The sequence below is a fragment of the Intestinimonas massiliensis (ex Afouda et al. 2020) genome (genome assembly GCF_001244995.1).
Classification (GTDB): Bacteria; Bacillota; Clostridia; order Oscillospirales; family Oscillospiraceae; genus Intestinimonas; species Intestinimonas massiliensis.
On sequence record NZ_LN869529.1, the window covers coordinates 2,012,737 to 2,027,235 of the forward strand.

At 65.6% G+C, this 14,499-nt stretch carries 10 protein-coding genes; 3 read left to right on the forward strand and 7 right to left on the reverse strand.

Translation table 11 applies throughout. The features are described from left to right. The first annotated feature begins 37 nt into the window (after window positions 1–37). Window positions 38–2,407, forward strand: coding sequence for an S-layer homology domain-containing protein (locus BN2154_RS13690; protein WP_050619310.1), 2,370 nt, complete (start codon window positions 38–40; stop codon window positions 2,405–2,407). Window positions 2,408–2,469: 62 nt separating this feature from the next. On the opposite strand, the gene BN2154_RS13695 is transcribed toward BN2154_RS13690, so the two are convergent. From BN2154_RS13695 to BN2154_RS13715, 5 genes are all read right to left on the reverse strand, one after another. Next, window positions 2,470–3,753, reverse strand: coding sequence for an O-acetylhomoserine aminocarboxypropyltransferase/cysteine synthase family protein (locus BN2154_RS13695; protein ID WP_050619311.1), 1,284 nt, complete (start codon window positions 3,751–3,753; stop codon window positions 2,470–2,472). 62 nt (window positions 3,754–3,815) lie between these two features. Then, entirely contained in the window at window positions 3,816–4,772 is a 957-nt protein-coding gene (locus tag BN2154_RS13700) for a GerMN domain-containing protein (RefSeq protein WP_050619312.1), read from the reverse strand. Continuing rightward, entirely contained in the window at window positions 4,769–6,217 is a 1,449-nt protein-coding gene (locus BN2154_RS13705) for a sensor histidine kinase (RefSeq protein ID WP_050619313.1), read from the reverse strand. Before BN2154_RS13705 ends, BN2154_RS13700 begins: the two co-directional genes overlap by 4 nt. Window positions 6,218–6,251: 34 nt before the next feature. Beyond that, window positions 6,252–6,938 carry a response regulator transcription factor gene (locus BN2154_RS13710; RefSeq protein ID WP_050619314.1) on the reverse strand — a complete coding sequence of 229 codons (687 nt, stop codon included), beginning with the start codon at window positions 6,936–6,938 and terminating at the stop codon, window positions 6,252–6,254. A gap of 12 nt (window positions 6,939–6,950) precedes the next feature. Beyond that, window positions 6,951–7,328 carry a ComEA family DNA-binding protein gene (locus BN2154_RS13715; protein WP_050619315.1) on the reverse strand — a complete coding sequence of 126 codons (378 nt, stop codon included), beginning with the start codon at window positions 7,326–7,328 and terminating at the stop codon, window positions 6,951–6,953. Window positions 7,329–7,469: 141 nt separating this feature from the next. Here BN2154_RS13715 and BN2154_RS13720 point away from each other — a divergent pair, with 141 nt between their 5' ends. Further along, entirely contained in the window at window positions 7,470–8,870 is a 1,401-nt protein-coding gene (locus tag BN2154_RS13720) for a D-alanyl-D-alanine carboxypeptidase family protein (protein ID WP_050619316.1), read from the forward strand. A gap of 105 nt (window positions 8,871–8,975) precedes the next feature. Further along, complete coding sequence (locus BN2154_RS13725; RefSeq protein WP_050619317.1) at window positions 8,976–9,728, forward strand: MerR family transcriptional regulator; 753 nt, start codon at window positions 8,976–8,978, stop codon at window positions 9,726–9,728. Between the two features lie 114 nt (window positions 9,729–9,842). On the opposite strand, the gene BN2154_RS15515 is transcribed toward BN2154_RS13725, so the two are convergent. Together BN2154_RS15515 and BN2154_RS13735 are read right to left on the reverse strand one after the other, a co-directional pair. After that, on the reverse strand, window positions 9,843–13,946 hold the full coding sequence (locus BN2154_RS15515; RefSeq protein ID WP_094762517.1) for an alpha/beta fold hydrolase: 4,104 nt from the start codon (window positions 13,944–13,946) through the stop codon (window positions 9,843–9,845). Window positions 13,947–14,185: 239 nt separating this feature from the next. Continuing rightward, complete coding sequence (locus BN2154_RS13735) at window positions 14,186–14,434, reverse strand: TIGR03905 family TSCPD domain-containing protein (protein WP_050619318.1); 249 nt, start codon at window positions 14,432–14,434, stop codon at window positions 14,186–14,188. Between the last annotated feature and the right edge of the window lie 65 nt (window positions 14,435–14,499).

The window sequence follows — 14,499 nt, forward strand, 5'->3', positions numbered from 1 at the left end:
AGCGTCCACTCCAAGCGAGATTAAGGAGAGATTAGACATGAGAATCAAACGTTTTCTGGCCCTGGTGCTGGCGTGCGCGCTGACGGCGGGACTGCTGATCCTGCCCTCCTCCGCGGCCCGGCAGCCCTCCGCCTTCCCCGACATCACCGACGAGGCCACCGCCGAGGCGGCGGAGATCCTCCGGCTGCTGGGCATCGTCAGCGGCACCGGCTCCGGCAACTTTGAGCCGGGCCGCACCCTGACCCGGGCCGAGTTCTGCAAGATGGCGGTGGAGATCATGGGCAACGGCGACAAGGTCGCCGCCCAGATGAACCGCACCGTCTTTGCCGACGTGCCCTCCACTCACTGGGCCCGTGGCTATGTGGCCGTAGCCACCCAGGGCAGCTCCTCCGGCAGCGGTGAGAGCGCCGTCTCCACCCCAGGCATCATCCGGGGCGACGCCACCGGCCGCTTCCACCCTGACCGGGCCATCACCGGCGCCGAGGCGGTTACCATCCTCATGCGCATCCTGGGCTACCACGATGCCAACGTGGGCGTGGGCGCCGTGTGGTACGACGGGTATTTCAGCACCGCCCGCTCCATCGGGCTCACCGACGGCCTTACGCTGAACCCCACCGGCTCCATCACCCGGGGTCAGGCCGCCATTCTCTTTGAAAACCTCCTCTTCACCAAGTCCAAGGGCAGCGACGACGTGTACCTCACCACCCTGAAGGGCTCGATTACCGACGAGGTGCTCATCCTGGATGTGAACGCCACCGCCCCCGACGGCTCCACCGGCGCAGTGGAGACCGGCGACGGCAAGGTGTACCAGACCGACCGGGTCCCCTTCTCCGACGACATGGAGGGGCGGCAGGCCAAGCTGGTGCTGGATCAGGACGGCCATCTGCTGGCCCTCCAGGTGTCCGACAAGGGCACCCAGCGGGTGGTGGGCATTCTGTCCGCCAAGTACGACTCCTTTACCATCCCCGGCGGCGAGACCGTCAAGGTCAAGCCGGCCACCACAGTCTGGCAGGACGGCGAGCAAAAGAGCTACAAGGACGTCTACCTCAATCTGAAGGCCGGTACCCAGGCCCTGCTGCAGTACTCCGCGGCCGGCGAGTTGGAGTACGTCTTCCTGCGGGACGCCGCGGCCTCCGAGGATGCCACCCAGGTACTCAAAACCAAGCCCAGCGGCACCGGCACCCCCAGCTATCAGATCTACAAAAACGGCGTGCCCGCCACCGCCGCCGACCTGCGGCAGTACGATGTGACCACCTTTGACAAAAACACCAACATCCTGTACGTGTCCGACCTGCGGCTCACCGGCGTGTATGAAAACGCCTCTCCCAGCCCGGACACCCCGGCCACCATTACCCTGCTGGGTCAGGAGTTCCCCGTGCTGTCCATGGCCTATGAGGACCTGCGCGCTTTCGACATCGGCGACCAGATGACCATCCTGCTCTCCTACGACGGCCAGGTGGCCGGCGCGGTCACCGCCAGCGCCGCCAGCTCCACCACCGTGGGCGTGGTCCAGAAGGTAGAGGGCGGCAAGGCCTATGTCAAGCCGCTGGCCGACATCCGCAACGCCGCCGGGGAAAAGGTGGTGCTGTCCGGCCAGGTCTCCTACAGCGACAGCCGGGCCAAAGAGATGATCGGCCAGGTGGTCACCGTCTCCGCCGGGGCCAAGGGGCGCATCAGTCTGAGCAAGGTCTCCGGCTCCGACGCCGCGGGCGTCTTCGACGTGGCGACCAAAAAGATCGGCAGCGTACCGCTGGCCGAAAACGTGGCTCTCTACGAACGGGTGGGCAACGGCACTCCCGGCGAGATCGACCTGGAGCAGCTCACCGTGAACAAGGTCGCCGCCTCCAAGATCGTCTATGTCCATAAGGATTACGCCGGCAAAGCGGACATTGTGCTGCTGGACGACGTGACCGGCGACCAGTACGAGTACGGCTTCCTGAAGTTCACCGCCGGCGCCGAGAGCGGCGACCCGGGGGACTGGTCCTACTCCAAGCAGCCCGACACCGTCTGCGTGAAAAACAGCGCGCACCCGAACGGCAGCACCGCCCTGGTCACCACCGAGAAGCTGAAGAACAACGCGGCCATCGGCATCGTCGCCTCGCTGGACACCGCCACGGACGGCGCTACCCCCAAGCTGGGCGCCTATGTACTGCTGCACTCGGCCGAGGTCAAGAGCTCCGCCTTTGATATGGACAGCGAAACCCTGACCACTACCGACGCCGTCTTCCCCATCTCCCGGGATGTCCAGTGCTACAATGACGCCACCGACTCCTGGTTCACCTCCACCAATGAGGACGACAATTTTGACGCCCTTAACGCCGCCCGCGCCTTCTCCAGCACCCTTACCGTCTACTACGACAAGTCCCCCGACGAGGGCGGCAAGATCCGCCTGGTGGTGGCCGGCTGACGGCCTGACCAAAAAAGCCGCCCCCGGACCCGACAATGGGTCCGGGGGCGGCTTTTCCGCATTCATACTCCGGCCAGGGCCTTCTCCAGGTCCGCCAGGATATCCGCGCTGTCCTCAATGCCCACGCTGAGGCGCACCAGGTCGGGGGAGACCCCGGCGGCGGCCAGCTCCGCGTCGTTCATCTGCCGGTGAGTGGTGGAGGCGGGATGGAGAACGCAGGTCTTGGCGTCGGCCACGTGGGTGGCGATGGAGGCCAGCTCCAGCCCGGCCATGAACCGGGAGGCGGCCTCCCGTCCGCCCTTCACGCCGAAGGAGACCACGCCGCAGGTGCCGTCGGGCATGTACTTCTTCGCCAGAGCGTGATATTTGTTGCCGGGCAGGCCGGGGTAGTTGACCCAGGCCACCTTGGGGTGGGCCGCCAGGTACTCCGCCGCGGCCTGGCCGTTCTTACAGTGCTGGGCCACCCGCAGGGGCAGGGTCTCCAGGCCGATGTTCAGGTAGTAGGCGTTCTGGGGGGAGGGAATGGAGCCGAAGTCCCGCATGAGCTGGGCCGTGGCCTTGGTGATATAGGCGCCGCCCAGCCCGAACTTCTCGGCGTAGGTGATGCCGTGATAGCTTGCGTCCGGGGTGGTGAGCCCGGGGAACCGGTCGGCGTGTGCCATCCAGTCAAAGCGACCGGAATCCACGATGGCCCCGCCTACGGCATTGGCGTGGCCGTCCATATATTTGGTGGTGGAGTGGGTGACGATGTCCGCCCCCCACCGGAAGGGCCGGCAGTGGATGGGGGTGGGGAAGGTATTGTCCACGATGAGGGGCACGCCGTGGGCGTGGGCGGCGGCGGCAAATGCTTCAATGTCCAGCACCGTCAGGGCGGGGTTGGCGATGGTCTCGCCGAACACCGCCTTGGTGTTGGGGCGGAAGGCTGCCTCCAGCTCGCCGGGGGTGCAGTCCGGGTCCACAAAGGTAAATTCGATGCCCATGCGCTTCATGGTGACGGCAAAGAGATTGTAAGTGCCCCCGTAGATGGCGGAGGAGGCCACCACATGGTCGCCGCAGGAGGCCAGGTTGAACACGGCGTAGAAGTTGGCGGCCTGGCCGGAGGCGGTCAGCATGGCGGCCGTGCCCCCCTCCAGAGCGCAGATTTTGGCGGCCACCCGGTCGTTGGTGGGGTTCTGGAGCCGGGTGTAGAAATAGCCCTCTGCCTCCAGATCGAACAAGGCCCCCATGGCCTCGCCGGTGGTATAGCGGAAGGTGGTGGACTGTACGATGGGGATGTTCCGGGGCTCCCCGTTGCCGGGGGCATAACCGGCGTGGATGCACTGGGTGCTGGGCTTGTAGTCTGGCATGGCAATCGACCTTCTTTGCGTGTAAAAATTTCTTCTATCCTACCCTCTCCGGCCTTCCCTTGTCAAGAGCCAGATGCAGCGGCGGGCTTCTCCTCCCCTGCCATCTCGTAGTCTTTTTCCAGGGGATTGCGGGTGGGAACCCCGCCGTAACGGTCCAGGGACTCCCCCTCCACCAGCAGGTGGACCGCCTCCACCTGGTCCAGCGAGCACAGGGTGTCCACCACGGCATAGAGCAGGCGGGCGGCCTCCTCCCGGCTCTGGGGCGCGCCCTCGGTGAAAGCCCGGGAGAAATTCACGTAGCACACCCCCGCCTCCACGGCGGCGGAGAGCAGTTCCGTCCCCTCGGGCAGGGGCAGATAGAGCTCCTCCTGGTCCCTCGGCCCGGCCATGAGAGCCCCCATGACGGCGGTGGCCAGGGTGTCGTTCTCGGTGACCAGCACTTCACGGGACTCGCTGGCCAGCCCCCCGGACCGGCGCAGGAAATAGAGGCTGGCCGTAATGGTCACCGGCTCTCCCTCGCCGCCGGAGAGGACCACGTCGCCCTCCCGCATCAGCTTCCGGCCCCGGTAGGGGACCGTCTCCCCCTCTACGGTGATGTCCACCGCCTCCACCCCCTCCACCTGGCAGAGGGTGAGCACGATGCAGTAATCCGCGATGGTCAGGTCCACGCCGGACAGGCCGCCGTAGGCCTCCGACAGGTCCAGCCGCAGCACGCCCTCCTCCAGCCTCCAGGAGCGCAGCCGCACCCCGGATGGGAAGGGAGAACGCAGCTCAGCCGACTGGGGGCCGGACAGCAGGGCGGCCATCCGTTCCTCCACCGGGTCGGCCTCATCGGGCAGGGCGCGGTATTCAGGGGCCACGGCACCCCCGCCGTCCGCCAGCGGGCCGCCGTCCTCCCCGGTGCCCACGGCGAACCAGATCTCCGCCGCCCCCTCGGAGGGCTGGGGCCGGGCGCTCTCGTTGCAGGCGGTCAGCAGCAGCGCCAGGGCGCACGCCAGGGCCAGCATCCGTTTGCTCACAGCGCTCCCCCCTTTTCTTCGCCGTACCAGCGGGGAAACGCCACCTCAAAGCAGGTGCCCTCGCTCTCCCGGCGGCGGACCGTAACGGCGCCGCCGTGCTGGCGGACGGTGTCCCTGACAATGGACAGGCCCAGGCCGGTGCCGCCGGCGGCCCGGGAGCGGGCCTTGTCCACCCGGTAAAAGCGGTCGAACACCTTGCCCAGGTCCTCCTCCGGAATGCCCACGCCGGTATCCTCCACCGTGAGCGTCACCAGGTCCCCCGCTCCCCGCAGGGTGACGGTGACGCTCCCGCCGGGCAGGTTGTATTTGACGGCATTCTCCATCAGGTTGAAGGCGATCTGATAGAGGTCGTCCTCCGTGGCCAGCACCATGCAGTCCTCCTGCAGGTCGGTTTCCACCGTGACCTCGCCCTCGTCGGCCAGGGGGGTGAGCATGTGCTCCACCTTTTCAACGACGCGCTTGACGTCCACCGGCACCTCGGCCACCGCCACCGCGCTGTCCATCCGGGTGAGGGTGAGCAGCTTTTCCGAGATGCGCGTCAGCCGCTCGGCCTCCTCCCCGATGTCGGAGACGAAGTCCTTCACCGTGGCCGGGTCCATGTCGCCGGTCTGGAGGATGGAGTCGGTGAGCAGCCGGATGGAGGCCAGGGGGGTCTTGAGCTCATGGGAGGCGTCAGAGACGAAGCGCCGGCGCACCTCCTCGGTGGTCTGGAGCCGGCCGGTGAGCTCGTTGAACTCCCCGGCCAACTGACTGAGCTCGTCGCCGCCCTTGATGACCACCCGGTGGCCGTACTCGCCCTCCCGGACGATGCGGATGGCCCGCAGCAGGGCGGCGATGCGCCGGGTGATGGCGCCGGAAACGATTACGCTCATGACCAGCGCCACGGCGCAGATCATAAAGGAGATGTTGCGCAGGTTGTTCTGGATGCCCAGCAGCAGACTGGCCTGCTCGGTGTCCCGCTCGTGCAGGTATACCGCGCCGATGACCATATTGCGGTAGACCACCGGGGCCACCGCCCAGCTCCGGAAGGCCCCGTCCCGGTATTCACACCGGAACACGTCGTTCCCGGTGTCCCGCAGGGCGGTGGTGATCTCCCACAGCAGGGCGTAGTGCCCCCTGGCGTTGCCCACCTCCTCGGTGTCATAGAGCACCAGCCCGGTGGGGCCGGTAATCATGATCCGGTTAAAGGTCATGGGGCCCAGGTCCTCCATGGCCTGCTCCACCCCCTCCTCGGTGAGGGTCTCGGACACGGCCAGGGCCCCGGCGATGAAGCCCGCCTGACTCTGGAGGGAGGTCTCCTTGGAGGTGATGACCAGATCCCGGGACACCAGCAGCGGGTAGGTGTTCAGCAGCGAGAGCACCGCCGCCACGATGAGGATATAGGTCAGGGCGAACTTGACCTGGATGGACCGCCAAAAGGGGACCCGCTCCGTTGGATTCCGCATGTTCCCGCACCTCCTCTGCCGCGCCCGGCCCGGCTCAGCCGTTTTTCAGATAGTACCCCACGCCCCACTTGGTGAGGATATACTCCGGGTTGGCCGGGTCCAGCTCCAGCTTCTCCCGCAGCCGGCGGATGTGTACGTCCACGGTGCGGTACTCCCCGGCGTACTCATAGCCCCACACGATGTTCAGCAGGTTCTCCCGGGAATAGACCCGGCCGGGGTTGCGCATGAGCAGCTCCATCAGGTCAAACTCCTTGGCGGTCAGGTCCACCGCCTGGCCGTCCTTGCTGGCGGAACGCTCGTCGGTATCCAGGGCGATGTGCCCCACCTGGAGGCGGCTGGTCTTGTCCTTCTGGTGGGCCGCCCCCGCCCGGCGGAGCATGGCCCGGATGCGGGCCTTGAGCTCCAGGATGTTGAAGGGCTTGGTAATATAGTCGTCGGCGCCGCACTCGAAGCCGATGATCTTGTCCGTGTCCTCGCTGCGGGCGGTAAGCATGATGACCGGCACGTTGGAAAACTCCCGGATGCGCATACAGGCCTGGAGCCCGTCAATTTTGGGCATCATCAGGTCCAGGATGATGAGGTCAAACCCGCCGTTGCGTGCCAGCTCCACGGCCTGCTCCCCATCGTAGCCCACCTCCACCTGATAGCCCTCGTTCTCCAGGTTGAATTTGATGCCCTTTACCAGCACCTTTTCGTCGTCCACTACCAGAATTTTCGGCATATTCTGTTCCCCTCACTCCACCGTAATATAGTCGATCAGCCCCGCCAGCGTGCCTTCCCCAATGCCCTTGACCCGGGTGATATCCTCCGCGATGCGGAAGGGTCCGTTGGCCTCCCGGTCGGCCACGATGTCCGCCGCCCGCTTCTCCCCGATGCCGGGCAGGGTCTCCAGCTCCCGGGCCGTGGCCGTATTGAGGTTCACCTTTTCCCCCGCCGCCGGGCCGGACCCTGCCGCCGCCGGGCTCTGGGGCGTCTCCCGGCTCTGGAGGTATTCCACATCCACCCGGTAGGGCTCCGCTGTGCTGCGCGTTCCGGCAAAGTAGCCTGCCGTCACCAGCAGGAAGGCGGCGGTCAGCGCCAGGACGCCTTTTTCCAGTCCTGAAATCTTCACTTTTTTGTAACCGCCCTCCTGTTGCGCCCGCCGCCGGGGTCTGCTATAATTATGACAACCGAACCACAACGTCAGGACGCCCGGCCCGCCGGGCCCGGGCACCGATTGGTGCTATTATATCATAAGAGCCGGGAGTTTCCTATGAAAAAAAATCGTCTTTCCTCATTTCTGCTCGCTCTGAGCCTGACCCTGGGCCTTCTCGCCCCCATGGGCGCCGCCCAGGCCGCTGAAAGCCGCAGCGCCATCCTGGACGGCATGGAGGTGGAGGCCACGGCGGCCATCCTGGTGGACACCACCTACGGCTCTCTGGACGTGCTCTATGACCAGAATTCCCACGAGCGCCGCTATCCCGCCAGCATCACCAAGGTGATGACCGCCCTGCTGACGGTAGAGGCCGTGGACAACGGCCAGCTCTCCCTGGACGACTGGATCACCGTGGGCCCTGAGGTCAACCACGAGGTGGGCTCGGGCAGCTCCACCCAGAACATCAAGGAGGGGGAGGTCATGCGGCTGGAGGACGTACTCTACTGTGCCCTCACCGCCTCCGCCAACGAGGCGTGCAACGTGCTGGCCCAGGCGGTGGCGGGCAGCGTGGCCGACTTTGTGGACTTGATGAACCAGCGGGCGGCGGAGCTGGGCATGACCGGCACCCACTTCGCCAACACCCACGGCTACCACAATGAGGACCACTACACCACGGCCTATGACATCGCCATTATGTGCGCCGAGGCCATGAAGCACCCCGCCTTCCGCACCATCGTGAGCTCGGTGGGCCACACGGTCCCCGCCACCAACCTCCACGAGGCCCGGGAGCTCCACGAGACCAACGCCCTGGTCTCCAACTTCCGTTACATCGGCTACCTGTACCAGTACGCCACCGGCATCAAGACCGGCTCCACGCCGGAGGCGGGGCTCTGCCTGGCCTCTTCGGCCAGCCGGGACGGCCGGGATCTGATTGCCGTGGTCCTGGGCTGCGTGCGGGAGCCCAACACCACCGGCAGCCAGGGTATGACCCAGTTTTCCGAGAGCCGCCGCCTGCTGGAGTGGGGCTTCAAAAATTTCTCGCGGCAGACCGTGCTGGACTCCACCTCGCTGCGGGACGAGGTGGAGGTGACCCTGTCCAAGGAGGCCAACTACGTGGGCGTGGAGCCCCAGGGGGTCCTGGAGGCCACCCTCCCCACGGACCTGGACCCCGCCGCCTTTACCCGGGAGGTGGTGCTGGACAGCCAGTCGGTACCCGCCCCGGTGGAGAAGGGCCAGGTGCTGGGCCACGTCACCGTCTCCAACGGCGACACGGTGTACGGCACGCTGGACCTGGTGGCCGTGTCCAATGTGGAGCGCTCCGAGCTCCTCTACCGCTTGGACCAGATCAAGCAGTTCTTCTCCCGCGCCGAGGTGAAGCTCGGCCTGCTGGTGCTCCTCGTGGTGGTGCTCTTCCTCCTGCTGCGCTGGCTGCTGTTCGGGCGCCGGCGCAGGAGCCGCTACGGCAGCGGCCGGGGCGGATACGGCGGTTCTCATTACCGGGGCCGCCGGCGCAGATAACGAACCAGGGCCGGGGATGCGGTGCATCCCCGGCCCTTTTTTCAAAAACCCCTTGACCTTGACGTAACGTCATGGTCTATGCTCGTTGTGTCAGGAGGAGATCAGATGGAATACACCATCAAGCAGCTTTCGGATCTGGCGGGCATCACCCCCCGCACCCTGCGCTGGTACGACTCCCAGGGCCTGCTGAAGCCGGGCCGGGTCACGGAGGCGGGATACCGGCTTTACGGCCCGGCGGAGGTTGACCGGCTCCAGCAGATCCTGTTTTATCGGGCGCTGGACCTCCCCCTTGCCGAGATCCGCACCCTGCTGGGGCGGCCGGACTTCGACCGTCAGGCGGCGCTGCAGAGCCACCTGTCGGCCCTGGAAGCGCGGCGTGCCCAGTTGGATGCCCTCATCCTGACGGTCAAACAGACACTGAAAGGAGCAGATACCATGTCCGATGCGGAGAAATTTGAATGTTTTAAACGAAATGTAATCAAGGAAAACGAGGACCTCCACGGTGCGGAGGTCCGGGCCAAGTACGGCGACGCGGCCATGGAGCAGGCCAACGCCCGGGTGGCCGGCCTCACCCGCGAGCAGTATTGGGCCATGACCGCCCTGGAGGAGGAAATCCGGGCCAAACTGGAGGCGGCGGTCCGGGCCGGGGCCGACCCCGCCGGGGAGGCAGGGCTGGACGTGGCCATGTGCCATAAGACCTGGCTGTCCTATGGCTGGGACGGGAGTCAGTACAGCCCCGAGGCCCACCGGGGCCTGGCCGCTCTGTATACCGAGGACGACCGCTTTACCACCTACTACGACCGCACCGTCCCCGGCTGCGCAGCCTTCCTCCGGGCCTCCATCGAGCGGCACATCTAAAGCGGCGCCCGGCAGTTTGCCGGCGGCGGTAATCGGCGGCATTGCAGGGGCAATCTCTTCGCAAAAGGGCGCGGGACCGTTGTGGTCCCGCGCCCTTTCGGCTGCGCATCGAAATCAGGCGGCCTTCTCCGCCGTCACGGGGGTGGTCAGGGCGCTCTGGAGCGCCGCCACCTGCTCGGCGGTGAGACCGACGGTACCGATGAGATAGGCCTCAGCGGCGGCCTTCAGGTCGGCCTTCTCCAGGTCGGCCTGGGTCTCGGTGCCGGTGATGGTGCACAGGGTCTTGATAATATTGCTGTTGGCAATGCTGAACCAGCGGTCAGAGTGGTACTCCACGTGGTAGTAGTTCTCGTAGGAGCGCATGTAGTCCTCCACGATCTCGCCCACGCTGGCGCCGCACACGGCCTCCAGCAGCGCGGCGGTGAAGCCGGCGCGGTCCTTGCCCTCGTTGCAGTGGATGACATAGGGGCCCTCGTTGGCGATGAGGAACTCCAGGCCGGTCTTCAGCTTGGCGTTGAAGTCCTCGGCGGCGAAGTCCACGCCCATGTCCAGCGCCACCACGTTCAGCGTGGCGTAGTAGGAGTCGGCATAGCCCTCATAGGCCGCCAGTTCCTCCTGGCTGTCGGCCAGGTTGATGGCGGTCTTGACGCCCGCCTTCTCCACCAGGGCGTCGGCGTGAGTATTGCGGCCCAGCTCGGGGTTCACGGGGCTGGAGGAGCGGAACAGCACGCCCTCGGCGATGTCGCCCATGACCACGGGGCGGAAGTTGGCGAACACCTCGTCGGAGGCGTAGTCGGCCCGGTCATTGGTGCGCAGAGAGTCGATGTTGCGGATCTCGTACTCCTCCAGATAGCCCTCCTTCTCCCCCATGGCGAAGACGATGGGGGTGTCGGCGGTGACGTTGTATGTGGAGGCGAAGTTGCCCATGTTGATGGCGATGGCCACGGTGCCGGTGGAGGCGTCGGGCAGGACGATGACGCTGCCGTTGTCCACGTTGGCATAGGCGGTGCCGTAGGGGGCCTCGATGGTCTGATCGCCCACGGTGATCTTCAGAATGTCGCCCACGGCGTACCCGGCCCCGTCAAAGAGATCTACGGGCAGGGTGGTGGTGACGTTGCCGTACTTGCTGACGGAGGCGGCATAGGCGGGCTCCAGCGCGCCGTTGAAGGTCTCCTCCAGGAAGCCGATGCCCACGTTGATGGTCTGGGTGATGGCGGTAAAGTCGCCGGTGAAGATATTATAGGTGTGGTCGGCGCCGTCTACCAGCCAGCTCCGGCCGTTCTGGGCGGCCTGAGCGATGGCCACGGCGTTGTCAGGGGTGACCGTGGTATCCTGATCGCCGTTGATGGCCAGCACGGGGGCCTGGATCTTGGCGATTTCCTTCCGTACGTCGGTGTTCTTCACGTCCTCAAACCAGCGGACGCCCACGGGCAGGGGCTCGCGCCAGTCGAACGTCAGGGTGTAGGAGCCGTCCTTCTTGGCGGTGGCGTAGGCGGCGTCAAAATCAGAGAACAGGATACCCAGCTCCAGCGCGCCGGACCAGGTGATGACGGCCTGGAAGGTCTCGGGGTAAGCAGCGGCAGCCAGCAGGGCGTTGGTGCCGCCCTGGCTCCAGCCCATGACGGCCAGTTTGCCGCCGTCGATGGACTCCAGACCGGCCATGTAATCGGCAGCGGCCTTGGCGTCGAGGTTGGCGGAGGTGTAGCTGTAGTCGGCATAGCTGGCGGTGGACTCGCCGTTGCCCATAAAGTCGAACCGGATGGTGGCAATGCCGGACAGAGCCATGGCGGGGGCGGCCAGATCGTAGCCGCCGCCGGCCTCATGCTTGTCGGAGCCGGTGCCGTGGAGCATCACCACGGCGGGGTATTTGCCCTCGCCCTCGGGGAGGGTGACGATGGCGGGAATGGTGTGGGCGGGCACGCCGTCGGTCTCAGGGACCTCAATGGCCACGGTCTCCACGGTATAGCCGGGGGACAGCTTGGAGTAATTCATCAGGATGGTGGCCAGCTCGGCGCGGACGGCGGTGCCGTTGGGGTCCAGCAGGTTGCCGGGCTTGCCGCCGATGATGCCGGAGCCCACAGCCACACGCATGCCGTCCTTGGCCCACTCGGCCACGTCAGCCACGTCGGCGTAGGTGCTGAGGTCGCCGGCGGCGGTGACCATGTTATTGAGCGCAGCGTACCGGGCGAAGATGGTGGCGATCTCGGCGCGGGTGACGTTGCGGTCGCCGGCGTAGGCGCCGGTGCCGTCGCCGGTGGTCAACCCCACGTCCTCCGCCCAGGCGGCGGAGTCGGCGTACCACTTGCCGGCCACGTCGGAGAAGCTGGCGGCCTCCGCCACGGCGGGCTTACCGGCCATGTTGTAGAGCGTCTGGTACACAGTGGCCCGGGTCACGGTGCCGTTGGGGGCGAAGACCTTCACACGGGCATCGGTGGAGCCCATGACGCCGTGTTCGATGACGTAGTTCACCGCGGCGGCGTACCAGGCGCTCTGATCCACATCCGCCCAGTCGGCGGGAGCCTCGGGCTCCTCAGCCGGGGCGCCCACCACCGTGATGCGGCCCTGGCCCTTGGGGTCGGAGTAGTCGGCGCTCACCACGCCGCCCAGCTCGTCCACAATGTAGTTGATCAGCACCTGGTTGTCGATCATCACGCAGTCCTTCAGCAGGGCATCGTCCTTGAACATAACGAAGCCGTCGCCGCCGGACTTCAGCATATAGTTGTGGGAGGCCAGCGTGTAGGTCTTGGCGGGGTCAATGGCCTCGCCGTTCACCTTCACGTCCTTTACCCGGCGCTCGCCGTCCACCTTCACGAACTCCTTCTCGTCGTTGAGCACCACCGGGGAGGGAATCGAGGTGTCGATGGTATAGGTCAGGCCGGAGACCTGCAGGAACCCGCCGTTCTCCTCCGGCGTCACACGCGCGCCCATCTCCAGCGCGTCCAGAATGTCCTGGCCCGTGGTCTCCACCACGCAGGCCTCGTTGCCGAAGGGATGCACGTTGATGATCTGCTCATAGGTGATCTCCCCCGCGGGGATGTCGGCCGGCTCGCCCTCGCCGCCGGAGAGGACCACGTCGCCCTCCCGCATCACCCGGTAGGCGTCCGCGCACAGGTCGCCCAGATTGGTCTCGGCGCTGCGCACCGCGCGCTTCCCAGTGGCCGGGTCCTTGGTGGTCAGGTCCACATCGGTCTTGGCCACGACCTTCTTCAGCACCCCGGCAAACTCGTCGTTGATGCCCTTCACGAAGGCCCCAGTGGCCTCGTCCTCAGCGGCGCAGTCCTTGGCCGCCACCAGCTCGCTGGTGATCTCGCCCGTCTTGGTGTCGATGACCACCTTGCCCAGGTTGGCCAGCTTGGTGCCCGTCTGGGCCACCAGCACGTCCTCCCCGGCCTGGTTCTTCTCGGTCTTGGCAAAGGTGCTGTGGGAGTGCCCGTCGATCAGCACGTCGATGCCGGTGGTGTTGGCAATCACCTCGGTGGAGGTCCAGGGGGAGCTCTGCTCGTCCACGCCCAGGTGCCCCAGCGCCACCACGTAGTCGGCGCCCTCTGCCTTGGCCGCGTCTACCGCCTTCTGCACCACGTCATACAGGTCCTTGCCCTCGTTGCCCTGGCTGAAGCTGTAGATATAGTTCCCCGCGGCGTCCTGGAAATAGGTCGGGGTGGACTTGGTGAAGGACTCCGGCGTATCGATGCCCACGTAGCCGACCTTCACGTCGCCGTAGGTCAGCACCTGATAGCCGTCCAGCACCGCCTTCCCCTCCAGGTCGGTGAAGTTGGCGCACAGATAGGCATACTCCGCCTTCTCCCGCGCCAAGGTCAGGAAGTTGTCCATGCCGTAGTCAAACTCGTGGTTGCCCGGAATGGCCAAATCGTAGCCCACCTGGTTCATAATCTCCACGATGTACGCGCCCTTGGACAGCGTCCCGATGGGGCCGCCCTGGATGGCGTCGCCGGCATCCACCAGCGTCACGTTCTCCGCGCCGTAGGCCGCCTCCATGGCGGTCTTGTACGCGGCCACGCCCGCATAGCCGATGTTGGTCACCTCCCCTGCGTCGTTCTTGGCCTGATCAATGCCGCAGTGTACGTCGTTGGTGTGCAGGATTACGATCTTGCCGCTCTCCGTGCCTGCGGCGTCGCCCTCTGCCGCCACGGCCGGTACGGTCAGGCTGAACGCCATGGCCACAGCCAGCAGCAGCGACAGCAGCTTCTTCTGCTTCATTTTTCGTTTCCACCTTTCGTTCCATTTCTCGGAAGTTCCAAGCCGTCCTTGGATATCCTAATAGTAACAAATCGGTGACAGGATTACAAGGGCCGCCATAGAAATCTTGCCCGTTTTCCGCCGGGATAAGGAGGACAAGCCCGTCGGTTTTTTCGCGCGCGCTCCCTCCGGATTCCTCACCAGAGAGATTTTTGAAAATTTGAGCGCCCGGCGGTTCACCGGGCGCCGCTTTCTCCTTTTTACTGGGCCTTGGCCTGCTTTAAGGCTTGGGCGAGCTGGTCGGGGCAGGAGGTGGGCTTCCTGCCACAGCGGATACCCTCCAGCCGGGCAATCACGTCGTCTACCTTCATTCCCTCCACCAGCCTGGAGATTCCCTGGAGGTTTCCGGAGCAGCCGTTCTGGATGCGGACGGACCGCACCACGCCGTCCTCCACTTCCACGGTCATATGGGTGGAGCAGGTGCCCCGGGTCTTGTACTGAATGGTCATGTGAGTTCCCTCCCTGGTCCTTTTCATCCGGTCTGTTCTATACTAATGCGTACTGAACAAAGCCG

Coding starts and splice junctions, on each gene's coding strand:
- BN2154_RS13690 (WP_050619310.1), top strand. CDS start 38: ATGAGAATCAAACGTTTTCTGGCCCTGGTGCTGGCGTGCGCGCTGACG.
- BN2154_RS13720 (WP_050619316.1), top strand. CDS start 7,470: ATGAAAAAAAATCGTCTTTCCTCATTTCTGCTCGCTCTGAGCCTGACC.
- BN2154_RS13710 (WP_050619314.1), bottom strand. CDS start 6,938: ATGCCGAAAATTCTGGTAGTGGACGACGAAAAGGTGCTGGTAAAGGGC.
- BN2154_RS13695 (WP_050619311.1), bottom strand. CDS start 3,753: ATGCCAGACTACAAGCCCAGCACCCAGTGCATCCACGCCGGTTATGCC.
- BN2154_RS15515 (WP_094762517.1), bottom strand. CDS start 13,946: ATGAAGCAGAAGAAGCTGCTGTCGCTGCTGCTGGCTGTGGCCATGGCG.
- BN2154_RS13725 (WP_050619317.1), top strand. CDS start 8,976: ATGGAATACACCATCAAGCAGCTTTCGGATCTGGCGGGCATCACCCCC.
- BN2154_RS13705 (WP_050619313.1), bottom strand. CDS start 6,217: ATGCGGAATCCAACGGAGCGGGTCCCCTTTTGGCGGTCCATCCAGGTC.
- BN2154_RS13735 (WP_050619318.1), bottom strand. CDS start 14,434: ATGACCATTCAGTACAAGACCCGGGGCACCTGCTCCACCCATATGACC.